The following is a 21,410-nucleotide window of genomic DNA, read 5'->3' as shown; positions in this document are numbered from 1 at the left end:
CCTTTTTTTGTTGTTTCGAGCGGGCGTTGGTTCCCGCTGAGGACGCAGAAGTTTGCGCAGAGGGCGCAGAGCTGTTCTATTCCGCTACTACTTTTCTCTTGCTCACTACTCTTTCCATTCTCACCCTGCAACCCGGCCAGAAACGCTGGGGCCTGGCCCAGATGGGCACCGCCCAGCGGCCCCTGCAACAGGTGCCGGGGCTGCGGTTTCAGAAGCTGCTGGGCAGCGGGGCCGGTGGCTTCGGGGCCCTGCCCAACCTGCACCGCTACGGCCTGATGGCCGTGTGGGAATCAGACGACGCGGCGGCCACCTTCTTTGCCACGCATCCGCTGTGGCAGCAATACCAGCGCCGCACCACGGAAATCTGGACCGCCCGGCTAGCCCCGCTGAAGTCGCACGGTCTCTGGGACGGCGTGAATCCGTTTGACTATACCCCTGCCGCTGCCCCGGCCAGTGCCCCGGTGGCCGTGCTGACCCGCGCCGCTATTCGCCTGCACAAAACGCCCCGCTTCTGGCGCTACGTGGCCCCCACCAGCGCCACGGTGGCCCAGGTTCCTGGCGTGCAGGCCGCTATTGGCCTGGGTGAGCTGCCTGTTGTGCGCCAGGCCACGTTCAGCCTGTGGGAGTCGGCGGAGGCCATGCAGCACTACGCCTACCGCAGCGAAAAGCACCGCGAAGTTATTCGGCTTACGCGCCAGGAGAACTGGTACGGCGAGGAGCTGTTTGCCCGATTTCAGGTGCTGAGTACCGAGGGCACCTGGGATGGCCGGACGGTATAACCGCTGCAAACAAAGCCACTAGCTGCTATTTGCAGCCTTGGCTTCCACCATTTTTGAGTTGCTGCGGCTCTCATTGACAAGATATTTTGCCTATTAGCTTGTTATACATAGTACTATATGCTACTATTGCTGTGTGCTACGGTCGGAGCTTGTGGGGCCCACTGCTCGGTAACCGCTTGTATTGGTTTTCCCCTATCTGCCTGCTGCTATGAAGAAGATTGTTATTGCGCTGCTGGTTCTATATGCTCTGTACTTCGCCGCAGGGGTTGCCGCCATTCAATTCGGAGCTATTGAAAGGTTCTACTTCTTTCCCTACTTCGCCATCAAGTATAAGCAGGACCGCTCCGGGTATTCGGCCGACGGCCCCGTGCTCCTTCTGCGTCAGGGCTACGGCATTAGCAAGCAGATTATACCCAGCAAAACGGGCTACCGCAGCGTGACGGATACCCTGCCTCCCAATCAGCCTGCCCTCCTCACCTGCTACCCCACCGACAGCAGTTTCTTTCACGTCTCGGTCCGCGCAAGCCCGCCCACCACCGAGCCCGACCACTACCCGGCGCCTGAGAAGATGCTCGTTGTCTCGGATATCGAAGGCAATTTTGCGGGATTCAGACTGCTCTTGACTAGCGCTGGGGTGATGGACCAGCAGTATGCCTGGCGCTTTGGGAGAGGACACCTCGTGCTGGTAGGCGACTTTTTTGACCGCGGCCTGAACGTAACGGAGTGCTTATGGCTGATTTACAAGCTGGAGCAAGAAGCTGAGCAGGCCGGTGGCAAAGTGCACTTCATCCTCGGCAACCACGAAATCATGAACCTGATGGGCAAGCTCAAGTATGTGCGCCGCAAGTACCTCGTCAATGCCGATTCGCTGGGGCTTCCTTATGAGAGCTGGTACGCAGCTGATACCGAGCTGGGCCGGTGGCTGCGGACTAAGAATGTGGTGGAGAAAATCGGCTCTACCCTTTTTCTGCACGGCGGACTCAGCCCCGAGGTAGCCGCGCACCGCCTTTCCCTCACTGCCATCAACACCCTGGCCCGCCGGGGCCTGGACCGGGCCCCAGGCAGTACGCCAGCTAAGGGCTCGGCAGAAGAAGCCATTACCAGTAGCCAAGCCAGCCCCGACTGGTACCGGGGCCTGGTGCAGCAAACGGCGTCCGACGATGACGTGGGGCGTATTCTGCAGCAGTACCAAGCTACTCGTATGGTAGTGGGGCACACGCCAGTTGATAAGATTACGCCCTTGTATGGTAACCGTGTAGTAGCCATTGACTTGCCTCATCAGCAGAATACAGCCCAGGGATACATGCAGGCGGTGTGGATAGAGGGCGAAGCGTTTTATACACTTGATAATCGGGGCAACCGGTCCCCCCTATTCTAGCCGCTCACTCTCAGCTGCTCTGGTAGCCGGCCCACCTCTCGGCGCGGCATTAGCCATTCCCGGCAATTGCCCGTATTTTCGCCGGCTCAACGAAGACGTATCCCATGCCCGGCTACTATCCCCAGGACATCGAGAAAAAATGGCAGGCCCACTGGAAAGAGCAGCACACCTTCCGGGCCGACAATGCCTCCGCTAAACCTAAGTACTACGTGCTCGACATGTTCCCGTACCCCAGCGGGGCCGGGCTGCACGTGGGGCACCCACTGGGCTACATTGCCTCCGATATTGTAGCGCGCTACAAGCGCCTGCAAGGCTACAATGTGCTGCACCCCATGGGCTTCGACTCGTTCGGGCTGCCCGCCGAGCAGTACGCCATCCAGACCGGCCAGCATCCCGAAAAGACCACCCGCGAGAACATTGCCCGCTACATCGAGCAGCTCTCGGCCCTGGGCTTCAGCTACGATTGGAGCCGCGAAATCCGTACCTCCGACCCCAGCTACTACCGCTGGACACAGTGGATTTTTCTGAAGCTGTTCAACTCCTGGTACAACCTCGACACCAACCGCGCCGAGCCCATCAAAACCCTGCTCGACAAGTTCGCCGAGAGCGGCAGCGCGGGCATCCGGGCGGCCGGCGACGAAGAGGAGCGCCACGAGTTTACGGCCGGGCAGTGGCAGATGATGAGCGAGAAGCAGCGCCTGCAAGCGGTGCATCCCTACCGCTTGGCTTATCAGCAGGACACTTACGTGAACTGGTGCGCCGGCCTGGGCACGGTGCTCAGCAATGATGAGGTGAAAGACGGGGTGTCGGAGCGCGGGGGCTTTCCGGTGGAACGCCGCCTCATGCCCCAGTGGAACCTGCGCATCACCGCCTACGCCGACCGTTTCCTCCAGGGCCTCGACTCCATCGACTGGCCCGAGGCCGTGAAGGAGATGCAGCGCAACTGGATTGGCCGGAGCATCGGCGCGGAAGTGACGTTTCAGGTTTTAAGCAGTGAGAATTCTGACGACGCAAATTCGTCTTCTCTCACTTCTCACTTCTCACCTCTCACTTCTACCATTCGAGTCTACACCACCCGCGTCGATACCATCTACGGCGCTACCTTTCTGGTGCTGGCCCCGGAGCACGAGCTGGTGGCGGAGCTGACCACGCCGGAGCAGCAGCAGGCCGTTCAGGACTACATCGACGCCACCAAGCGCCGCTCGGAGCGCGACCGGATGGCCGATACCAAAACCGTGTCGGGGGCTTTTACGGGCTCGTATGCCCTCAACCCGTTCACCAACGAGCCCATCCAGATTTGGATTGCCGACTACGTGCTGGCTGGCTACGGCACGGGCGCCGTCATGGCCGTGCCCTCCGGCGACCAGCGCGACTACGTGTTTGCCAAGCACTTCGGCCTGCCCATTGTGCAGGTGATTGATCAGCAGCAGATCGACGAGCAAGCCGACCCCACCAAGGAAGGCCGCTACCTGCACGGTTCCATCCAGGGCATGACCTACGCCGAAGCTACCCAGCAGCTGGTGCAGGAGCTGGAAGTCCGCGGCATCGGCAAAGGCAAGGTCAACTACCGGCTGCGCGACGCCATTTTCGGCCGCCAGCGCTACTGGGGTGAGCCCATTCCCATCTACTACAAAGACGGCACCGCCTACGGCGTGGCCGAGGCCGACCTGCCCCTGGTGCTGCCCGAAATCGACGAGTACCGGCCCACCGAAACCGGCGAGCCGCCCCTGGGCCGCGCCAAGGACTGGAAGTATAAGGGCCAGTACGACTACGAGTTGAGCACCATGCCCGGCTGGGCCGGGTCTAGCTGGTACTACCTCCGCTACATGGACCCGCACAACACCGAGCGGTTCGTGGGCGAAGAAGCCGAAAAATACTGGCAGAATGTAGACCTATATCTCGGTGGTGCAGAACATGCTACGGGCCACCTACTCTACTCCCGCTTCTGGCACTTGTTCCTGAAAGACCTGGGCCTGGTTACGGCTCATGAACCGTTTCAGAAGCTGATTAATCAGGGGATGATTCTGGGCCGCTCGAACTTTGTGTACCGACTGAATCTGGCATATAGTCAAGCCGATGAAAACTTTCAGTTACAGAAGGTAAACGGCCCAAATATCTTCGTATCAAAAGGTGTTTATGACACGATACAGGGTTCTTCTTTGGAGGAAGTGTTGCAAAGCAGATCCGGTACACTTCGCACTCGGCTTCGGGAGATACTTGGCAGCATGATGTCACCTGCGACTGGTACACACAAGTTTGTTAACGCAGGTTTTGAGAATCCGACCTTCACTGCACTCCACGCCGACGTGAATATGGTAGAGAATGACGTGCTCGACATCGAAGCTTTTAAAAACTGGCGCGAGGAATACGCCAATGCTGAGTTCATTCTCGAAGACAATGGCACCTACGTGTGCGGGGTTGAAGTCGAGAAGATGTCGAAGTCGAAGTACAACGTGGTGAATCCCGATACGCTCATTGAGCGGTACGGAGCCGACGCACTGCGCCTGTACGAAATGTTTCTGGGACCGCTGGAGCAGTTCAAGCCTTGGAACACCAACGGCATGAGCGGCGTGGCGGGCTTCCTGAAGAAGTTCTGGCGCCTCTACCACCCCCAGGACGGCGACTTCGCCGTGACGGACGATGCCGCCACGCCCCAGGAGCTGAAGGCTCTGCACAAGGCCATCCGCAAGGTGGAGGAAGACATTGAGAAGTTCTCGTTCAACACCACCGTCAGCGCCCTGATGATAACGGTGAACGAGCTGACGGCCCTCGACTGCCACAAGCGCGCTGTGCTGGAGCCGCTGGTGGTGCTGCTCTCCCCGTACGCTCCGCACCTCGCGGAAGAGCTGTGGGAAAAGCTAGGCCACCCGGCTGGCTCCATCAGCAGCGCCCGGTACCCGGAGTTCCGGGAGGAATATCTGGTGGAGGACACCGTGAACTATCCCGTAGCCATCAACGGCAAGGTGCGGGAGCAGCTGCAGTTCCCCGCCACCGCCACGGCCCAGGACATCGAAGCCGCCGTGCGCGCCACCGACCTGCTGGCCCGCTATGCCGAAGGCAAGCCCGCCAAAAAGGTCATCGTAGTGCCCGGCCGCATGGTGAACGTGGTGGTGTAGCGCGGGCTTCAGCCCATTGCTCTACTTTTTCAGCAGCTCCCGGCAACATCGGAGCAGTGGGCTGAAGCCCACGCTACAAGCCAAACGGCCCGCCAGCTATAGCTGGCGGGTCGTTTGGCTTGTATAGGAAACCGTTTTTGCCGGAGTAGGTTGCCTCCCTCACGCTGTTCGTCGGGCACCTGGACACATATTTCCTTTATAGCCTTACTATATTAGGTATCTACTCTGCTTCGGCGGCGGCCAGCTTGTCGCGCAGGGTGCGGGGCAGGGAGGCGCGCACGAGGTCGTAGGAGTGGTCGGTCCACTGGCGGAGCTGGGCGGCGGGGGCCGTGGTAAGCACTGTGTTCCAGTGCTTTTTATTCATGTGGTAGCCGGGCAGCACGTAGTCATACTGCTCGCGCAGCTGCTGGGCCCGCTCCGGGTCGCACTTCAGGTTGACGCTGGCAAACTGCTCGATGTCGAGCAGGGCAAACAGCTTGCCGCCTACTTTAAACACCAGCGTATCGGGCCCGAATGGGGTTTCCTCGGTGGCGCCGGGCTTGGCGAGGCAATAGTCGCGGTAGTCTTCGATGTTCATCTGAAAAGCAAAACCCCGACCGGTGGCCGGGGCGTTTTAAACAGAGGTTACCGCAGAAACCACCGGTACAGCAGCACTATAAACCCCACCAGGAACATGGCCAGGCTGAGCTTATTGATAAAGTGCATGGTGCGCAGGTTGAAGTTGGTGTGCCGATTGGGGTCGGGCTTGCGGAAGAAGTATCCCAGGGCCGGGCCGAGGTTAAACAGGTCTTTGCGCATGAGAAAGGTCGTTTTCTGGTCTGCAATGATAACACCGTGAGCCCCGGAATGATTTACAAAAGTCTATTCTGCTCCAACTATTTTAGGGCCGCCGGCCTGGCCCCGACAAGCCCGGTGGCACGGTTCCCGGCGCCTGCTGGTAAAGAGCTAGTGCTGTCCTCCTACTTTCATTACCACCCGATTGACCGGCTTTTTGGTGAGTAACAGCCCTCGGTTGAGCTGCGGTATGTACACCAGCGGCCGGGGCCCTGGGTTGCCAGCCGCCGATGGCCGCAACCTCTGTGCTGGCCTGGTGTCTCTCTGGCCCGATTCTCCTCTGCCTCTTTCTTATGCCCTACCGCTACCTGTTGCCTGCTCTGCTGCTCCCGGCAGCCCCTGCCCTGGCCCAAACCACCCCGGCTCCCACGGAAACCGAGGCCGTGCAAGCCACCATCCGCGCGTTCTTCGACGGGATGCGCCGCGCCGATAGCGCCGCCGTGCGCCGCACTTTGGCGCCCGGCGCCGTGTTTCACACCATCGGGAGCCGCAGCGGCCAGCCGCAGCTGCGCCCCGAAAAGCCAGCGGATTTTGTAAAGGCCGTGGGTACCCCGCACCCGCAGGTCTGGGATGAGCGCATCAGCTTCGGGCCGGTGCTTATCGACGCCAATTTGGCCAGTGTCTGGGCGCCCTACGAGTTTTACCTGGGCAGCACCTTTAGCCACTGCGGCGTCAACTCGTTTCAGCTGGTGAAGCTGGCCGACGGGTGGCGCATCGCCCACATCATCGACACCCGCCGCAAGGAAAAGTGTAAGTAAATGGGGTAGAGAGTGACAGGTGAATAGGTGACCGGTAACAGGGGACAAGTGACAGGTGACGGGTGGACGGTCATGCTGAGCGGAGCCGGAGGCGAAGTCGAAGCATCTCTACCACGGGCTAATCAACTAGAGCAGCAACGAAGCGGTAGAGATGCTTCGGCAAGCTCAGCATGACGTTCTTTTTCTATCAGCAGAACTGTTCTTTTTCACTCACCACCGCGCCGCTTTCTGGCTTACACGTAGCGGGCTAGCAGGATTTTCAGGAAGCTGCCGCTTTCGTTGAGCAGAATTTTGGGGCTCATGCGGGAGAAAACGATGCCCGGCTTGAGGCGCACCGGCACGGGCTTCACGCGCAGGCGAGAGGTGGGGCGAGAAGCCAGGAAAATAAACTCCAGGTCGAACAGGTACCGGTCGATGGAGCCGCGCAGAAACACCTCTTTGCCCTGCTGGTTAAAGCCTTTCAGTCCGCACTGAGTATCCGACACGGCCAGCCCCAGCAGCAGGCGGGTGCTGCGGCGCAGCAGCCGGGAAATAAACACCCGGCTGGCCGGCACCTGGGCGTAGTAGGCTTCGTCGCGGGCCCCCACGGCGACGTCGCAGTGGCCGGCACGCAGGGCCTCAAACACCGTGGCCATGCTGGTTTCCTCGTAGGGAAAGTCGATATCCGTAAACAAGCACAGAGGCTCCGTTACCTGGGCAATGCCCGTGCGCAGGGCGTAGCCCTTACCCCGGTTTTCGGGGTAGCTGAGGTAGGTGAAGCACGGCAGGCTGGCGCGCAGCAGCTCCACGGCGGCGGGCGGCACGCCGGCACTGCCGTCGTTGATGAGGTACAGGTGGACCGGCTGGGCTTCTGCGGGCAAAAGAGCTTCAAACCGCGCCAGGCTGGCTATAATGTTGGCCGCCCAGTTGGCCGGCGGGTTGTAGCAGGGCAGCACGAGGGCCAGCGGCGAAGCTAAGTCTGTTGGTCGACTCAAGTGACTATACGCAGATAGAAGGGCCAGAAATCCCGGCAAATATCCATGAATTGTTTCAGCTACCAAGTGCCAGAGGCCAAACCGGGCGCTCTGGCGCCGTACTTGCCGGCCCCACCCACCCGGCACGGGGCGGCGTTGCACCTAGCGTGCCTGCGTACCGCTGCCCTCCAGGACTGCCGTGGGCAGCGCCAGAATACGGGCCGCGCTCAGCTGGCCCAGGTCCGATACTATCCAGTCGGCGTGGTGCAGGTCCTGACCTTCGGAATGGGCACTGCGGTAGCCGATGCAATACATGCCCGCTGCCTTAGCGGCCGCTACGCCGTTCACGGAGTCTTCAATGACCAAACACTCGGCGGGCGGCACACCAGCCAGCCCGGCGGCGTGCAGGAAGATGGCCGGGTGCGGTTTCGACTGCGGGAAACTCTCCCCGCTAACCAGGTTATCGAAGTAGGCGTGCAGCCCGAAGCGGGTAAACACCCGGCTGATGGTTTCCATGGAAGCCGACGAAGCCAGCTGCAGCGGCACGCCGGCCCGGTACAGGCCCTCGACCAGCGCCCAGGCGCCGGGCAGCAGCTCCAGCCCGCGAGCTTCGTCGAAGGCCGTAAAGAACAGCTCCCGCTTGCGGCTCATCAGCTCGTCTATGCCCTGCTCCAGTCCAAACTGCTGCTGAAGCCGCTGGTAGACGTTGCGGGTAGACAGCCCCAGAAACGTGGCATATTCCTCCTGGGTCAGGACAATAGCCAGCTCGGCAAAATGGCGAAAATAAGCATCGTGGTGCAGCGGCTCGGTGTCTACCAGCACGCCGTCCATATCGAAAATAACGGTGCGAATCATGGAAAGCTCAGGTAGGAATTCCCTGAAAGGTACGGAACCGGCTTGGCTCGTCCGTTGCGCAGGCGCCCTCCACCGCTGATATTGCTGGTCGCTGTGCGCCTCAGGTCCTGGCCAGCGCCACGATGTCGGGCACCTCCAAGACCGGCTTGGTGTAGCCGCGCCGCGCAGCCTCCACCATAGCCAGCCCCAGCTCCCGCAGCGTGGAGACGTACTGCGGCAGCACCCGCCGCACCACCGGATACAGCCACGACAAGTACTTGTAGTACGGCAACACGTATTGCAGGCCCGGCGTGGGGTGCAGATAGCCGGGCCGGAACATATAAGCCCGCGCGAAGCCCAGGTGCAACAGGTCATTCTCCGTTTGGCCTTTCACGCGGGCCCACATCTGCCGGCTCCGCCCGGTGCCGTCGGTGCCCGCGCCCGACACGTAGCAGAACGTGAGGCCGGGGTTACGGGGCAGCAGCGTCCGGGCGAAGTGCAGGGTCAGGTCATACGTGAGGTGGCGGTACTCCGGCTCCCGTAGCCCCACCGCCGACACGCCCAGGCAGAAAAAGCAGGCGTTGTAGCCGGCCAGCTGGTCCTGAATTGCGGTGAGGTCGTGAAAGTCGGCGTGCAGCAGCTCCCGCAGCTTCGGGTGACGCACGCCGCTGGGCTTGCGGCTGACCGACAGCACCTGCTCTACCTCGGGGTGGTTCAGGCATTCATGCAGTACTCCCTCCCCTACCATGCCGGTGGCCCCGGTTACAATGACGCGTAGTTTCATGGGTGGGAAGACGGATGAAAGGGCCTTATACTTTGAGAACCGTACTTTTGGCCGGCTTATGTTTGGTTTTAGGTATGGAATACAAACGCTACCCCCGGCAGCTCTCCTGCGGGGTTAACAACGCCGTCATTGCTTTATCCGAAACGGAGGTCGGTAAGCTTTTCGGCGGCAACACCCGTTCCGATATTGGCTCAGAAGCTGAAAAAATGCGTTTTGTTAATGCAGTGGCAAGCTGCAATCTATCTAGCTCCAATATAAGGTAGTTAGTATACTACTTGCCGTAATGGTACCGGCATTGCAATAGCCAAACTACCTCCCCTTCCACCCGGTATACCAGCCGGTGCTCGTCGGTTATGCGGCGCGACCAGGTGCCGGCTCGTTCGTGCTTCAGCAGTTCTGGTTTGCCGGTTCCCTCAAATGGTGTACGCTGCAGCTCCTTCAGCAGCGCGTGCAGGCGCTTGAGCACTGCTTTATCTGTTTGCTGCCAATACAAATAATCTTCCCACGCTACCGGCACAAAGGCGAGGGCATAGGTCATTCGGCGGGCGGCGTGAAGTCAATTCGCTGGCCCTGGTCAAACTGCTCGTACGCTTGGCGCAGCCGCTCGGCATTGGCCGGCGAGGCCGCTAGATACTCACTGGTATCCAGAGCGGCATCGGGGCGCGGGCGCGGGTTGCGCACGAAGGACATGCTCCGCAGCATTTCCAGCATAAACGCAGCCCGTTCGGCGGGTACTTCAAAGATGATTTCCATAGTGGTTGAAGGTACGTGTAATCAGAATAATTCCTGCCTGACGCGCCGGACGCCGGGCGGGAACAAGTATATCAGCAGCAGAGGCGGCTTTCTTTACCCCGCTACCGGCTCCTCCAGCCGCACGGGCTCAATCCAGCGGCCGTCTTCGCGCATCAGCTCGATGAGTTCGTCCACGGCGTGTTCTTCGGGTACCGATTTCTTGATGACTTCCTGGCCGCGGTAGAGGGCAATTTTGCCTTTGCCCACGCCCACGTAGCCATAGTCGGCGTCGGCCATTTCGCCGGGGCCGTTCACGATGCAGCCCATGATGCCGATTTTCACGCCCTTGAGGTGGTCGGTGCGCTTGCGGATCATGGCGGTGGTTTCCTGCAAGTCGAACAGGGTGCGGCCGCAGCTCGGGCAGCTGATGTACTCGGTTTTGGACATGCGGGTGCGGGCCGCCTGCAAGATGCCGAAGCTGAGCTGGTTGAGCTGGTCGATGATGGGCAGCCACTCGGCTTTGGGGCGGTCGGCCAGCCGCTCGGTGCTCAGCAGCACCCCGTCGCCGAGGCCGTCGAGGAGCAGGCCGCCCACGTCGGTGGCGGCGTAGAGCTGGGTTTGCTCGGGCGTGAGGCCTTCGGGGTACTGGCGGTTGATGATGACCGGGTTGGGCACGCCGTGGAGCAGCAGCTCGAAAAACGCCCGCCGCAGCTCGGGCATGGCGTGGGCGTTGGTGGTGCGCAGCATGACGACGGCCGTAGCATCGTGGCGCAGCTGCTCCAGGGCCGGGGGCGTGAGCGTGGCCAGCTCGTGCCACACAAAGTTCAGCTCCGGATGCCGGGCGGCGGCCACCGCGTATTCGGCGTGGGTAAGCACCGGGTAGTGGTCGGGACGCTGGCCGGCGTCGAGCCAGGCGCTGTAGTCCACTACTTCTTTCAGGCCGTTGGGCAGCATGAACGGAATCGGGCGCTGACCCGCATACACGTAGTCGGCCCCCAGGTCATTCATCTGAAACTTGTCCAGAAACGCCGAATACAGGTGGCCGGCGGCGCGCAGGTCGGCGTACTCCAGCCCCGGCAGGCGCGAGAGGTCGGCCATAACCCGCGGCACGTTCTGCCCGCCCAGGTTCAGCACCTCGCGCGTGGCGCGGCGGTGGTACTGGAAGGGGTTGATGGGGACCTCACCCCCTAGCCCCCTCTCCAAAAGAGAGGGGGAACTAGCTCTAGCTGTAGATGAGAATACTAGCTCTAGAGAACTAGCAGCTAGTTCCCCCTCTCTTTTGGAGAGGGGGCTAGGGGGTGAGGTCAACGGCCGAATAGGCTTAGCCTCCTGGGCGCGGGTGGTGTACCGGTCGATGAGGGCGCGGGCCACGGGGGCTTCGGCTTCGGGGGCTTCGGTGAGGCTGACGCGCACGGTGTCGCCCAAGCCGTCTTCGAGCAGGGTGCCGATGCCCACGGCGCTCTTGATGCGGCCGTCCTCGGCTTCGCCGGCTTCGGTTACGCCCAGGTGCAGGGGGTAAGGTTGCAGGCCTTCCTCGTCGAGCTTCTGCACCAGCAGGCGGTAGGCTTGCACCATCACCTGGGTGTTGGAGGCCTTCATGCTCAGCACCACGTTGTAGTAGTTTTCTTCCTCACAGAGGCGCAGAAACTCCAGCGCCGACTCCACCATGCCCAGCGGGGTGTCGCCGTAGCGGCTCAGAATCCGGTCGGAGAGGGAGCCGTGGTTGGTGCCGATGCGCATGGCCGTGCCGTACTGCTTGCAGATCTGCACCAGCGGCCGGAAACGCTCCCGGATGCGCTCCACCTCGGCGGCGTAGCTGGCATCGGTATACTCGATGAGGTCGAATTTCTTTTTGTCGGCGTAGTTGCCGGGGTTCACGCGCACTTTCTCCACGATGCGGGCGGCCAGCTCGGCGGCGTTGGGCGTGAAGTGGATGTCGGCAATGAGCGGCACGTGGCAGCCGCGGCGGCGCAGCTCCTTCTTGATTTCGAGCAGGTTCTGGGCCTCCTTCACGCTGGGGGCCGTAATGCGCACGTACTCGCACCCGGCCGCTACCATGCGCAAGGTCTGCTCCACCGAGCCCAGCGTATCCATAGTGTCCACGGTGGTCATGCTCTGCACCCGAATCGGGTGCAGCCCGCCCAGGGGCACGTCGCCAATCTGAACTTCGCGGCTGAGACGGCGCTTGTACTCGGTGAGGCTGGGGCAATACGTGTTGTTCATGGCAAAAAAACCAGCGGCGGGAGGCGAAAGTTGCGCTGACGGGCAAAGGTACAAGCTAACGGCTACGGTACCAGTAGCGCGGGCTTCAGCCCGTAGCTCCCTACAGCCTTTCACTTGTGGCCTGCCTGGAGCTTCCGGCGCGTCTACAGCAGTTGGTACGGTGTTCTTTTATCTTCACACGCATTAGTATCACGGAGCGGCGGGCTACAGCCCGCGCTACAACTTTCATCCTATGGCCGACCTCTCTTCTTCTCGCCGTGAATTTCTGAAGCTGGCCGGCCTGGGCCTGGCGGGCTGGCCGGTGGCAGCGGCGGCTGGTGGCACCCGCGCGGGCCGCCCCCAGCCCGCCTACCTCGTGTACGTGGGCACCTACGCCCGGCCGGATGCCGACAGCATTTTCCTGTTTCGCCTCGACCCGAAAACGGGCGCCCTCACCCGCCTGCGGGCCGAGAAAGCCGGCGAAAATCCGTCGTTTCTGGCGCTGGCGCCGGGCCACCGCTACCTCTACGCGGCCAACGAAGTAAGCGAGTACCAGGGCGCGCCCAGCGGCTTTGTCAGCGCCTTTGCCATCGACCCGCGCACGGGCGGCCTTACTCCGCTCAACCAGCAGCCTTCCGGCGGAGCGGGCCCGTGCTACCTCCGCCTCGACGGCACCGGCCGGGCGGCGCTGGTGGCCAACTACGGCGGGGGCAGCGTGAGCTTGCTGCCGGTGGCGCCCACGGGGCCGGTGCAGCCCCCGGCGGCCACCCACCCGCACCGCGGCGCCGGCCCCAATCCGGACCGCCAGACGGCCCCGCACGCCCACTGCATCATCCCCGACCCGGCGGGCCGCTTTGCGTTTGCCGTGGACCTGGGCACCGACCAGGTGCTTGGGTATCAACTGGACGCGGCCCAGGGCCGGCTTACGCCGCTGGCGGCGCCGGCTTTTACGGCCCGGCCCGGCGCCGGCCCGCGCCACCTCACGTTTCACCCCAACGGCCGCTGGGCCTACCTTATCAACGAGCTGACTTCCAGTGTGTCGGCGCTGGCCTACGATGCCGGCGCGGGCACGTTTCGGGAGCTGCATACGCTGTCGGCCCTGCCCGCGGGATTTACTGGCGCCAACACCTGCGCCGACATCCACGTGGCGCCCAACGGCCGGTTTGTGTACGCCTCCAACCGCGGGCACGACAGCCTCGTGGTGTTTGCCGTGGCGCCCGGCAGCGGCCGCCTCACAGTGGTGCAGCACATGAGCACCCAGGGTAAAACGCCCCGCAACTTCGCCCTCGACCCCAGCGGCACTATCCTGCTGGCCGCCAATCAGAACTCTAATACCATCGTCACGTTCCGCATCAACGCCCAAACGGGCCAACTGACGCCCACCGGCCGGTCGGCGGAGGTGCCCGCGCCGGTGTGCCTCCAGGTAGTGCCAGATTTTACAGCCAAGTAAGCGGCGGCTGGGGGCAACTTCTGCGGCGGGTGGCTGTCTATTGCAGGAGTGCCTCTTTCTTATTGCTGGCGCGTGCCGGCGGGCTGGTCAGCATAAGCATCCGACTACCTGCCTGCTGAACGAGTTGGGTCAACGGCAGCGTACTGCTACGTGCCGGCTCGGGTAAGCAGCGCGCCAGCGGGCCGGCGTCAGCACCAAGTCACGCAACTGTCCGGGAGCGGTGCGCAGTATCTCTTCACTATGAAACAGACCCTTTTCCTTGTGCTAGCCGCTGCTCTGCTGCTGGCCATACCAAGCCAGGCGCAGCGGGTGGCCGTACTCAAATTCACTGACCTTCAGCAGCGCCTGGCGCGGCCTTCGGATACTACTTACGTGGTCAACTTCTGGGCGACGTGGTGTGCGCCGTGCGTGAAAGAGCTGCCTTACTTTGAGCAGGTGCGCGCGGCCTACGCGGGCCAGAAGGTGAAGGTGCTGCTCGTGAACCTCGACTATGCTTCTCAGCTGGAGAAGAAGGTGCGACCCTTCGTGGCCAAGCGGGGGCTGAAGTCGGAGGTGGTGCTGCTGAACGAGCAAGACCCCAACACCTGGGTGGAAAAGCTGGACGCCACGTGGTCGGGGGCCTTGCCGTTTACGCTCCTGCTCAGCACCGCCCGCGGCAAGCGGACTGCCTACGAGCAGGAATTCACTCAGGCTGAGCTGACGGCAGCCGTGCAGAAATTTCTGCGCTGACACCGGTTTTCTTTTTTTCACCTTACCTCATTTCGCTTATGAAAACGCTCTTTTCCTTTCTGTTAGCCGGCCTGCTGCTGGTGCTGAGCAGTGCCACCCGCCCGCTGGCCGGCGGCTACAGCGTGGGCGACCAAGCCATCGACTTCAAGCTCAAGAACGTGGACGGCAAGCTGGTGTCGCTGGCCGATAACCAGCAGGCCAAGGGCTACATCGTCGTATTCACCTGCAACACCTGCCCCTACGCCAAGGCCTACGAAAGCCGCATCATGCAGCTGCACGAGAAGTACGCGCCCCAGGGCTACCCGGTGGTGGCCATCAACCCCAACGACCCCGCCGTAGCCCCCGGCGACTCCTTTGCCGAGATGCAGAAGCGGGCCAGCGAGAAAAAGTACCCCTTCCCCTACCTGCTCGACGAAACCCAAGCCGTAGCCAAAGCCTACGGCGCCACCCGCACGCCCCACCTCTACGTGCTCAAGCGTCAGGGCAACAGCTTCACCGTGGCCTACATCGGCGCCATCGACGACAACTCCGAAGACGCCAAGCAGGTGAAAACCCGCTACGTAGAAAACGCCATGACCAACATTCTGGCCGGCAAGCCCGCCTCGGTGAACTCCACCAAGGCCATCGGCTGCACCATCAAGTGGAAGAAGGCGTAGCATGGCTACGCGGGCTGGTGCGAGTTTAGCGCAGCGTAACTCGTGCCGACCATGCTGGGAGGCTGAGCCTCCCCCATCAGAACGACCCACGCCTGCCCCTAACGGCCCGGTTCCGGCTTGCCGCTGGCGCGGCAGTGGAGGCGCAGCCTCCACGCCATGCTTGGCACGAGTTACGCTGCGCTAAACTCGCGCCAGCCCGCGTGACACGGTTTCAGGTATGCTACACTTCCAGCACCAGCTTTCCGATGTGGCGGCTGCTTTCCAGGAGGCGGTGCGCTTCGGCAGCTTCGGCCAGCGGAAAAGTGCGGTGCATGACGGGCCGGAACTGGCCGGTGGCTATCAGGGGCCATACGTGCTGCTCCACGGCGGTGGCCAGGGCGGCTTTGAACTCGGCGGAGCGGGGGCGCAGGGTGCTGCCGGTAATGGTGAGGCGGCGGGCCATCAGGTCGAGGGCGTTGAACTCGGCTGCAGCGCCCTGCATGGCGTTGATGAAGACCAGGCGGCCATCGTCGCGCAGCAGGCGCAGGTTTTTGACCGTGTACGGCCCGCCCACCATGTCGAGCACCACATCGGCCCCGCCGAAGGTGCGCAGGGCTTCCTCGAAGTCTTCGGTGCGGTAGTTTATTACCAGGTCGGCGCCCAGGGCGCGCACGGCGGCACACTTCTCCGCCGAGCCGGCCGTGGCCATCACCCGGCTGCCCAGGGCGCGGGCCAGCTGCACGGCCGTGACGCCGATGCCGCTGCTGCCCCCGTGCACCAGCAGGGTTTCGCCGGGCCGGAGCTGCCCCCGCTGAAACACGTTATGCCACACTGTGCACACGGTTTCGGGCAGGGAAGCCGCCTCGGTATAGGTCCAGCTGGCTGGCACGGGCAGGCAGTGACGGGCGTCCACGGCGGCATACTCAGCGTAGCCGCCCTGGGCCAGCAGGGCACACACGGCATCGCCGGGGTGCCAGCGCGACACGGCTGCTCCGCAGGCTTCCACGGTGCCGGCCACTTCCAGGCCCGGCACCAGGCCGGTTACGTCGCCGCTGCCGCGGTACTTGCCCTCGCGCAGCAGCACATCGGGGCGGTTGACGCCAGCGGCGGCTACCCGAATCAGCACTTCGTGGGGCGCTGGCTTGGGCCGCGGCAGCTGGTGCAGGCGCAGCACTTCGGCGGGGCCAGGTTGGGAAATGACGATGGCGTTCATAGGTAAGGGCGCGTTGCACGCGCCCGTGGGCTTTACGTAGTCGTTCAGATGTAAGCCTATGAATCTAAGCGTATGAAAAAAAGACCGTCATGCTGAGCGAAGGCGCAGCCGCAGTCGAAGCATCTCTCCCACTTTGTCTACACGATTGAAGTTAACCAGAGGTAGAGATGCTGCGCCTTCGCTCAGCATGACGAACCACCCTCAGCATGACTTCGGGTTCCACTGCCCTCCACAATCTCCACAATCGTGCGCGGCCATCCGCCGAACTTCACGTGCAAACGGTTCGTTAACGGCGGGCGCGTGCAACGCGCCTCTCTACTTATGAAAAACGTGTCTCTCCTTCCCCATTTCCTCCGCACGGCTAGCCAACTCACGGGGCTGGCGGCCTGGCAGACTGGCCGGCTGTTTCGGAAAGCAGCCCGCTCGGCCCTCGAATCCATTCAGGAGGTGCTGCGGGCCGAAGTGCAGAAAGGCAACGGCCAGCTGGTGCGCGACTTCCTGACCAATACCGCCCTGCCCGCCGCCCGCAAGCTGCTGCTGGAGCGCATGGCCGCCCGCCTGCTCGTGCGCCTGGGGCTGCGCGGGGCCCTGGCGTCCAGCGTGGTGGGCTGGGTGCTGCCCGTGGTGCTGGAGCAGCTCCTGAGCGTAGCTCAGAAAACCGGCGCCCTCGACAAAATCAAAGCCGCCGCCCCCGTGCAGGACACCCTGGCCCGCCTCGACGAGCTGAAGCGGGCCGCGTGGCGCCGCCTCGCGCCCGACCACGGCACCGGCGCCGAAGTGCTGCCCGACGACACCAAGCTGCCGGACCAATTGCCGGCGTAAGCGGCCTAAAACGCCATCTTTTCCGGGAAAATTCCCGGCACAAACTTTTCCGATTTTTCTGCGTTTCGAAGCTCCTCTGTACAATCCAGTCGCTTCGGCTGGACCGTACGTGGCGCCACTATGAAACTACCCTCCGCTCCGTCGTCGCCCCACGACACCTCCCCCGTTTCTGCTCTTCAAGCTTCCCTGCGCCAGCTCTACCGGTCGGCCCGCTACATTTCCCACAAAGAACCTTACGCCGCCGCCCGCCTCGCCCGCATTGCCGACCAGGCCGAGTACTTCCTGCACGAGTGGCCCGCCGACCAGTGGCCCGACCGACTGTCTCCCAGCAGCCAGCCCCTGCCGGCCCGCTCGGTGCTGCTGGCCTGGCTGGCCACCGCCAAGCACACGGCTTCCCAAACCGACCGGGCCAAGCCCTGCTCCTACAGCTGCTGGCGCCAGGTAACCACCACGCTGCTGGCGGCCCTGGCCCCGTTTGCCTAAACACGCCGCCGCTCTCTTCGGCCGAAACGCTCACGCAACGGCGTAACCGCTAGCGCAGCAGCCCCGCTTGCTGCGCGGCGCTGATTAGCTGCGGCGCGTTCTTGAGCGTGGCTACCACAAACCGCTTCGCCGACTCCTTCACCTCGTCCTTGGTGACGTCGTGGGCCTCTTCGCGCACAAACTCGCTCAGGATTTTAAACGCCTGCGCCACGGCCTTGCGCTTGGGCTGGTCGGCGTGCAGCTGCTCCTGCACCACCCGCAGCTGCGCCCGGATCTTGTCGCGCCGGGAGCTGAACACCGAGTCATTCTCCACGTGCGGCCGGACGCGCTCCACCAGTTCCAGCAGCGGCATCAGCTTCGTAGCCGTGGAGGCGAGGGCGCTAGCCGCACGGTCGCGCTTGGAGGGTTGGCAGGACGCGACGTTTTGCTCTATATTCGCTTCTGCTTGTGCACTGTGTGCAGCTAATTCTTCTTTCACAGTTTATATACTGTTATGCCTATGCTGAGAACAAAATACAAATAAATTATTCGCAACCAAACTCTGAAGTAAGGCATTCGCCACTTCTAATTTCTTGAATGAATAGTTCATTGAAGACAAAGTCAAACATCTTACAATCTCATAATAATGCCAGTTTGTCCTAATTGCGAGTCTGAGCTTAAAGACAGCTTCTTTGGCTCCAACTATCCTTTGAATGACCATGCAAAAGAATTCATCCACACATTCACAAACAGTAAGGCTGAAGGCTATTGTGAAAAATGTGGCAAGCCTTTAATTGAGCAAGGCCGCAATGCTGCAAAAGCGAAGCATCAACAATTAAGTGCTACTCTCAACCAAAATATTCATCACGTACCTCTTCTCTCTTTGCAAGCCCCCACTAACTGGAAGTTTTATCCACTAGGTATGGTGACAGGGCAAAGTGTTACTGGAACAGGCGTATTCAGTGAATTCGCCAGCAGTTGGACAGATTTCTTTGGAGCACAGTCTAAAGCATACAATCAAAAAATTGCTGGTGGCGAGAGTATCTGTCAGACTCAACTCCGTCTCAAATGTATAGAGTTGGGCGGCAATGCTATTTTAGGAACGGACATAGATTATGCAGAAGTTGGTGGCCAAAAAGGAATGCTAATGGTATGTATGTCGGGCACAGCTGTTATGTTAGAAAATACAGATGTTATGGGACCTGAAACTATTGATGCCCTAAATTTACTCACAGAGACTGCTAAGAATAGACGAGCTATTCGTCGTTTTTCAGGTATTATTGACAACGATTTGAACGTAAAGCTAACTCGCGAATTGGGTATAAGCTAAGACACTGACCTACGTTTTAACTAAGCAGTATTGTTATCAAATAAAAATGCTTGTACATTTTGTATAGGCATTTTTATTATTACCCAACAAAAAAAGCCGTTCCCACCCGGAAACGGCTTTTTTGCAGTCGGGGCGCGGAGAAAATTCCCACCCAACTCCGGCCCGACTCTGACCTTGGCTGTTAGTGCCGGAACAGCAGTTCGCGGTACTTCACCAGGGGCCAGTCCTCATCGGCCACCATCAGCTCCAGCTTGTCCACGGAGCGGCGGATGGTGTCGAAATGTGCTTTCACGGTGTCGCAGTAGGCAATGGCCCGCTCCCGTGTGTCTTCAATTTTGTTGGCCACTTTGCGGGCGTTGATCATCTCATCCACCTGGGTTTTAATGATGCTGATGTGGCGCGAAATGGCTTTGATGGTGTCCAGCGTCACCTGGGAGTTTTCGTCGTCGAGGCCCAGCTCGCGCAGGCCGCGCACGTTGGTAATCAGCTTGGTCTGGTAGGCTACGGCCGTGGGGATGATGTGGTTCACGGCCAGGTCGCCCATCACGCGGCTTTCAATCTGGATTTTCTTGATGTAGTCTTCCAGCAGAATCTCGTGGCGGGCGTGCAGCTCCACGTGCGAGAAGATGCGGTGGCGGGTGAACAGCTCGGCGGCATCGTCGCGCACCAGGGCGTCGAGAGCCTGGGGCGTGGTGGGGATGTTCGAGAGGCCGCGCTGCTCGGCTTCCTCTTTCCACTCGTCGGAGTAGCCGTTGCCCTCGAAGCGGATGTTTTTGGCGCTAATCACGTACTCGCGCAGCACCTCCACAATAGCTACTTCCTTTTTCTTGCCCTGGTCGATGAGGGCATCCACCTGAGTTTTGAAGTCGATGAGCTGCTCGGCTACGATGGCGTTCAGCGTGGTCATGGCCGACGAGGAGTTGGCCGAGGAGCCCACGGCCCGGAACTCGAACTTATTGCCAGTGAAGGCGAAGGGCGAGGTGCGGTTACGGTCGGTGTTGTCGAGCAGGATGGCCGGAATCTTGTCGATGCCCAGCTTGAGGTAAATATTGTCGCCCTTGTCGAGGGGCACTTTGGCGGTGCGCTCCAGCTCGTCCAGCACCGAATTCAGCATCGAGCCCACGAACACCGACATGATGGCCGGCGGGGCCTCGTTAGCGCCCAGGCGGTGGTCGTTGCTAGCCGAGGCAATGGAGGCGCGCAGCAGGTCGCCGTAGCGGTGCACGGCCTTGATGGTGGTGATGAAGAAGGCCAGGAACTGCAGGTTCTCTTTCGGCCGGCGGCCGGGCGCGAGCAGGTTCACGCCGGTGTCGGTGCTCATGGCCCAGTTATTATGCTTGCCCGAGCCGTTGACGCCGGCAAACGGCTTCTCGTGCAGCAGCACCTTGAAGTTGTGCTTGTCGGCCACGCGCTCCATGATGTCCATGAGCAGCTGGTTGTGGTCGACGGCCAGGTTGGCGTCCTCGAAGGTGGGGGCGCACTCAAACTGGTGCGGGGCTACCTCGTTGTGGCGGGTGCGCAGCGGAATGCCCAGCTTGGTGGCTTCTTCCTCGAAGTCCAGCATGAAGGCGTGCACGCGGGCCGGGATGGAGCCGAAGTAGTGGTCTTCAAGCTGCTGGCCCTTAGCCGGGGCGTGCCCAAACAGGGTGCGGCCGGTCATTACCAGGTCGGGGCGGGCGCCGTACAGGGCTTTGTCCACCAGGAAGTATTCCTGCTCGATGCCCAGGGTGGTGTGCACGCGCTGTACGTCCTTGTCGAAGTACTGGCACACGTCCACCGCGGCCCGCTCCAGCGCCGCCAGCGACTTCAGCAGCGGGGCTTTGTAGTCGAGGGCCTCGCCGGTGTAAGCCACGAAGATGGTGGGGATGCAGAGCGTCTTGGCCCCGGCCGTTTCAATGATGAAGGCGGGCGAGGTGGGGTCCCAGGCCGTGTAGCCGCGGGCCTCAAAGGTGTTGCGGATGCCGCCGTTGGGGAACGACGAAGCATCGGGCTCCTGCTGCACCAGGGCCGAGCCCTTGAAGTTCTCAATCGGCCGGCCGTCGGAGTTCAGGTCGAAGAAGGAGTCGTGCTTTTCGGCGGTAGCGCCGGTCAGGGGCTGGAACCAGTGGGTGTAGTGGGTGGCACCTTTGGCCGTAGCCCAGGTTTTCATGGCCGACGCTACGGCATCGGCCACGTTACGCTCCACGGGGGAGCCTTGCTTGATAGCGGCTTGCAGCTTCTTGAAGTACTCGCCGGGCATGGTGGCCCGCATGGCGTCGAGGTTGAAAACGTTCTTGCCGAACGTCTCGGAACGCCGCTCGCCGGAATTGGCGACGGTTAGCGCCTGGCGCTGGTCTACAAGTTCAAGAGCTTTAAAGCGAAGGGTGGCCATGTAAAATGGTGAATGACTTACTGTGGTT

Annotated in this window: 22 protein-coding genes; 11 read left to right on the top strand and 11 right to left on the bottom strand. The window is 61.5% G+C overall.

Annotated elements, in window-relative coordinates; genetic code table 11:
* Positions 1-98 precede the first annotated feature (98 nt).
* The 3 genes from OIS53_RS03870 (at position 99) to OIS53_RS03860 (ending at position 5,273) form a co-directional block, all read left to right on the top strand.
* Positions 99-779: a spheroidene monooxygenase gene (locus tag OIS53_RS03870; protein ID WP_264681077.1), complete on the top strand. Its 681-nt coding sequence runs from the start codon at positions 99-101 to the stop codon at positions 777-779.
* A gap of 208 nt (positions 780-987) precedes the next feature.
* Positions 988-2,157 carry a metallophosphoesterase gene (locus OIS53_RS03865; protein WP_264681076.1) on the top strand — a complete coding sequence of 390 codons (1,170 nt, stop codon included), beginning with the start codon at positions 988-990 and terminating at the stop codon, positions 2,155-2,157.
* 104 nt (positions 2,158-2,261) lie between these two features.
* The gene (locus OIS53_RS03860; protein WP_264681075.1) at positions 2,262-5,273 is read left to right on the top strand and encodes a leucine--tRNA ligase; all 3,012 of its coding nucleotides are present in this window, start codon (positions 2,262-2,264) and stop codon (positions 5,271-5,273) included.
* A gap of 220 nt (positions 5,274-5,493) precedes the next feature.
* On the opposite strand, the gene OIS53_RS03855 is transcribed toward OIS53_RS03860, so the two are convergent.
* Positions 5,494-5,850 carry an MmcQ/YjbR family DNA-binding protein gene (locus OIS53_RS03855; RefSeq protein WP_264681074.1) on the bottom strand — a complete coding sequence of 119 codons (357 nt, stop codon included), beginning with the start codon at positions 5,848-5,850 and terminating at the stop codon, positions 5,494-5,496.
* 47 nt (positions 5,851-5,897) lie between these two features.
* Complete coding sequence (locus tag OIS53_RS03850; protein ID WP_264681073.1) at positions 5,898-6,071, bottom strand: DUF6728 family protein; 174 nt, start codon at positions 6,069-6,071, stop codon at positions 5,898-5,900.
* 329 nt (positions 6,072-6,400) lie between these two features.
* Here OIS53_RS03850 and OIS53_RS03845 point away from each other — a divergent pair, with 329 nt between their 5' ends.
* Positions 6,401-6,865: a nuclear transport factor 2 family protein gene (locus OIS53_RS03845; protein ID WP_264681072.1), complete on the top strand. Its 465-nt coding sequence runs from the start codon at positions 6,401-6,403 to the stop codon at positions 6,863-6,865.
* A 233-nt stretch (positions 6,866-7,098) separates the two neighbouring features.
* On the opposite strand, the gene OIS53_RS03840 is transcribed toward OIS53_RS03845, so the two are convergent.
* The 3 genes from OIS53_RS03840 to OIS53_RS03830 form a co-directional block, all read right to left on the bottom strand.
* Entirely contained in the window at positions 7,099-7,839 is a 741-nt protein-coding gene (locus tag OIS53_RS03840) for a glycosyltransferase (RefSeq protein WP_264681071.1), read from the bottom strand.
* A 141-nt stretch (positions 7,840-7,980) separates the two neighbouring features.
* A complete protein-coding gene (locus OIS53_RS03835; RefSeq protein ID WP_264681070.1) occupies positions 7,981-8,673 on the bottom strand; it encodes an HAD family hydrolase in 693 nt (230 codons plus the stop codon).
* 100 nt (positions 8,674-8,773) lie between these two features.
* Positions 8,774-9,436, bottom strand: coding sequence for an NAD-dependent epimerase/dehydratase family protein (locus OIS53_RS03830; protein WP_264681069.1), 663 nt, complete (start codon positions 9,434-9,436; stop codon positions 8,774-8,776).
* Positions 9,437-9,510: 74 nt separating this feature from the next.
* Between OIS53_RS03830 and OIS53_RS03825 the strand changes: the two genes are divergently transcribed.
* Positions 9,511-9,699 (top strand): hypothetical protein, encoded by a 189-nt coding sequence (locus OIS53_RS03825; protein ID WP_264681068.1) that lies wholly within the window; start codon positions 9,511-9,513, stop codon positions 9,697-9,699.
* A gap of 8 nt (positions 9,700-9,707) precedes the next feature.
* On the opposite strand, the gene OIS53_RS03820 is transcribed toward OIS53_RS03825, so the two are convergent.
* The 3 genes from OIS53_RS03820 to ispG all read right to left on the bottom strand — a co-directional run bounded on the left by OIS53_RS03820 (position 9,708) and on the right by ispG (position 12,391).
* Positions 9,708-9,974 (bottom strand): Txe/YoeB family addiction module toxin, encoded by a 267-nt coding sequence (locus OIS53_RS03820; RefSeq protein WP_264681067.1) that lies wholly within the window; start codon positions 9,972-9,974, stop codon positions 9,708-9,710.
* Positions 9,971-10,189: a hypothetical protein gene (locus OIS53_RS03815; RefSeq protein ID WP_264681066.1), complete on the bottom strand. Its 219-nt coding sequence runs from the start codon at positions 10,187-10,189 to the stop codon at positions 9,971-9,973. The genes OIS53_RS03820 and OIS53_RS03815 overlap by 4 nt, the downstream gene beginning before the upstream one ends.
* 93 nt (positions 10,190-10,282) lie before the next feature.
* On the bottom strand, positions 10,283-12,391 hold the full coding sequence (gene ispG / locus OIS53_RS03810; RefSeq protein WP_264681065.1) for a (E)-4-hydroxy-3-methylbut-2-enyl-diphosphate synthase: 2,109 nt from the start codon (positions 12,389-12,391) through the stop codon (positions 10,283-10,285).
* A 232-nt stretch (positions 12,392-12,623) separates the two neighbouring features.
* Here ispG and OIS53_RS03805 point away from each other — a divergent pair, with 232 nt between their 5' ends.
* The 3 genes from OIS53_RS03805 (at position 12,624) to OIS53_RS03795 (ending at position 15,205) form a co-directional block, all read left to right on the top strand.
* A complete protein-coding gene (locus OIS53_RS03805) occupies positions 12,624-13,820 on the top strand; it encodes a lactonase family protein (RefSeq protein ID WP_264681064.1) in 1,197 nt (398 codons plus the stop codon).
* A gap of 240 nt (positions 13,821-14,060) precedes the next feature.
* Positions 14,061-14,549 (top strand): TlpA disulfide reductase family protein, encoded by a 489-nt coding sequence (locus OIS53_RS03800; RefSeq protein ID WP_264681063.1) that lies wholly within the window; start codon positions 14,061-14,063, stop codon positions 14,547-14,549.
* Between the two features lie 38 nt (positions 14,550-14,587).
* Complete coding sequence (locus OIS53_RS03795; protein ID WP_264681062.1) at positions 14,588-15,205, top strand: thioredoxin family protein; 618 nt, start codon at positions 14,588-14,590, stop codon at positions 15,203-15,205.
* Between the two features lie 220 nt (positions 15,206-15,425).
* Here the strand turns inward: OIS53_RS03795 and OIS53_RS03790 are convergent, their stop codons facing one another.
* Positions 15,426-16,397 (bottom strand): NAD(P)H-quinone oxidoreductase, encoded by a 972-nt coding sequence (locus OIS53_RS03790; protein ID WP_264681061.1) that lies wholly within the window; start codon positions 16,395-16,397, stop codon positions 15,426-15,428.
* 330 nt (positions 16,398-16,727) lie between these two features.
* On the opposite strand from OIS53_RS03790, the gene OIS53_RS03785 reads away from it, so the two are divergent.
* Positions 16,728-17,219 carry a hypothetical protein gene (locus OIS53_RS03785; RefSeq protein WP_264681060.1) on the top strand — a complete coding sequence of 164 codons (492 nt, stop codon included), beginning with the start codon at positions 16,728-16,730 and terminating at the stop codon, positions 17,217-17,219.
* Positions 17,220-17,339: 120 nt separating this feature from the next.
* A complete protein-coding gene (locus OIS53_RS03780) occupies positions 17,340-17,702 on the top strand; it encodes a hypothetical protein (protein WP_264681059.1) in 363 nt (120 codons plus the stop codon).
* 49 nt (positions 17,703-17,751) lie between these two features.
* Here OIS53_RS03780 and OIS53_RS03775 read toward each other — a convergent pair whose 3' ends face one another.
* Positions 17,752-18,054 carry a hypothetical protein gene (locus OIS53_RS03775; RefSeq protein ID WP_264681058.1) on the bottom strand — a complete coding sequence of 101 codons (303 nt, stop codon included), beginning with the start codon at positions 18,052-18,054 and terminating at the stop codon, positions 17,752-17,754.
* A 273-nt stretch (positions 18,055-18,327) separates the two neighbouring features.
* Between OIS53_RS03775 and OIS53_RS03770 the strand changes: the two genes are divergently transcribed.
* Positions 18,328-19,011: a YbjQ family protein gene (locus OIS53_RS03770; RefSeq protein ID WP_264681057.1), complete on the top strand. Its 684-nt coding sequence runs from the start codon at positions 18,328-18,330 to the stop codon at positions 19,009-19,011.
* 181 nt (positions 19,012-19,192) lie between these two features.
* Here OIS53_RS03770 and OIS53_RS03765 read toward each other — a convergent pair whose 3' ends face one another.
* On the bottom strand, positions 19,193-21,382 hold the full coding sequence (locus OIS53_RS03765; protein WP_264681056.1) for a glutamine synthetase III family protein: 2,190 nt from the start codon (positions 21,380-21,382) through the stop codon (positions 19,193-19,195).
* Positions 21,383-21,410 lie beyond the last annotated feature (28 nt).

Origin of the sequence: Hymenobacter sp. YIM 151500-1, from assembly GCF_025979885.1 — a bacterium.
Taxonomy (GTDB): Bacteria; Bacteroidota; Bacteroidia; order Cytophagales; family Hymenobacteraceae; genus Hymenobacter.
Note: the sequence above shows the minus strand (reverse complement) of the source record. Positions and strands in the feature narration are given on the sequence as shown.

Coding starts and splice junctions, on each gene's coding strand:
- OIS53_RS03780 (WP_264681059.1), top strand. CDS start 17,340: ATGAAACTACCCTCCGCTCCGTCGTCGCCCCACGACACCTCCCCCGTT.
- OIS53_RS03850 (WP_264681073.1), bottom strand. CDS start 6,071: ATGCGCAAAGACCTGTTTAACCTCGGCCCGGCCCTGGGATACTTCTTC.
- OIS53_RS03825 (WP_264681068.1), top strand. CDS start 9,511: ATGGAATACAAACGCTACCCCCGGCAGCTCTCCTGCGGGGTTAACAAC.
- OIS53_RS03815 (WP_264681066.1), bottom strand. CDS start 10,189: ATGGAAATCATCTTTGAAGTACCCGCCGAACGGGCTGCGTTTATGCTG.
- OIS53_RS03820 (WP_264681067.1), bottom strand. CDS start 9,974: ATGACCTATGCCCTCGCCTTTGTGCCGGTAGCGTGGGAAGATTATTTG.
- OIS53_RS03830 (WP_264681069.1), bottom strand. CDS start 9,436: ATGAAACTACGCGTCATTGTAACCGGGGCCACCGGCATGGTAGGGGAG.
- OIS53_RS03805 (WP_264681064.1), top strand. CDS start 12,624: ATGGCCGACCTCTCTTCTTCTCGCCGTGAATTTCTGAAGCTGGCCGGC.
- OIS53_RS03775 (WP_264681058.1), bottom strand. CDS start 18,054: ATGCCGCTGCTGGAACTGGTGGAGCGCGTCCGGCCGCACGTGGAGAAT.
- OIS53_RS03790 (WP_264681061.1), bottom strand. CDS start 16,397: ATGAACGCCATCGTCATTTCCCAACCTGGCCCCGCCGAAGTGCTGCGC.
- OIS53_RS03800 (WP_264681063.1), top strand. CDS start 14,061: ATGAAACAGACCCTTTTCCTTGTGCTAGCCGCTGCTCTGCTGCTGGCC.
- OIS53_RS03795 (WP_264681062.1), top strand. CDS start 14,588: ATGAAAACGCTCTTTTCCTTTCTGTTAGCCGGCCTGCTGCTGGTGCTG.
- OIS53_RS03860 (WP_264681075.1), top strand. CDS start 2,262: ATGCCCGGCTACTATCCCCAGGACATCGAGAAAAAATGGCAGGCCCAC.
- OIS53_RS03865 (WP_264681076.1), top strand. CDS start 988: ATGAAGAAGATTGTTATTGCGCTGCTGGTTCTATATGCTCTGTACTTC.
- OIS53_RS03770 (WP_264681057.1), top strand. CDS start 18,328: ATGCCAGTTTGTCCTAATTGCGAGTCTGAGCTTAAAGACAGCTTCTTT.
- OIS53_RS03835 (WP_264681070.1), bottom strand. CDS start 8,673: ATGATTCGCACCGTTATTTTCGATATGGACGGCGTGCTGGTAGACACC.
- ispG (WP_264681065.1), bottom strand. CDS start 12,391: ATGAACAACACGTATTGCCCCAGCCTCACCGAGTACAAGCGCCGTCTC.
- OIS53_RS03765 (WP_264681056.1), bottom strand. CDS start 21,382: ATGGCCACCCTTCGCTTTAAAGCTCTTGAACTTGTAGACCAGCGCCAG.
- OIS53_RS03855 (WP_264681074.1), bottom strand. CDS start 5,850: ATGAACATCGAAGACTACCGCGACTATTGCCTCGCCAAGCCCGGCGCC.
- OIS53_RS03845 (WP_264681072.1), top strand. CDS start 6,401: ATGCCCTACCGCTACCTGTTGCCTGCTCTGCTGCTCCCGGCAGCCCCT.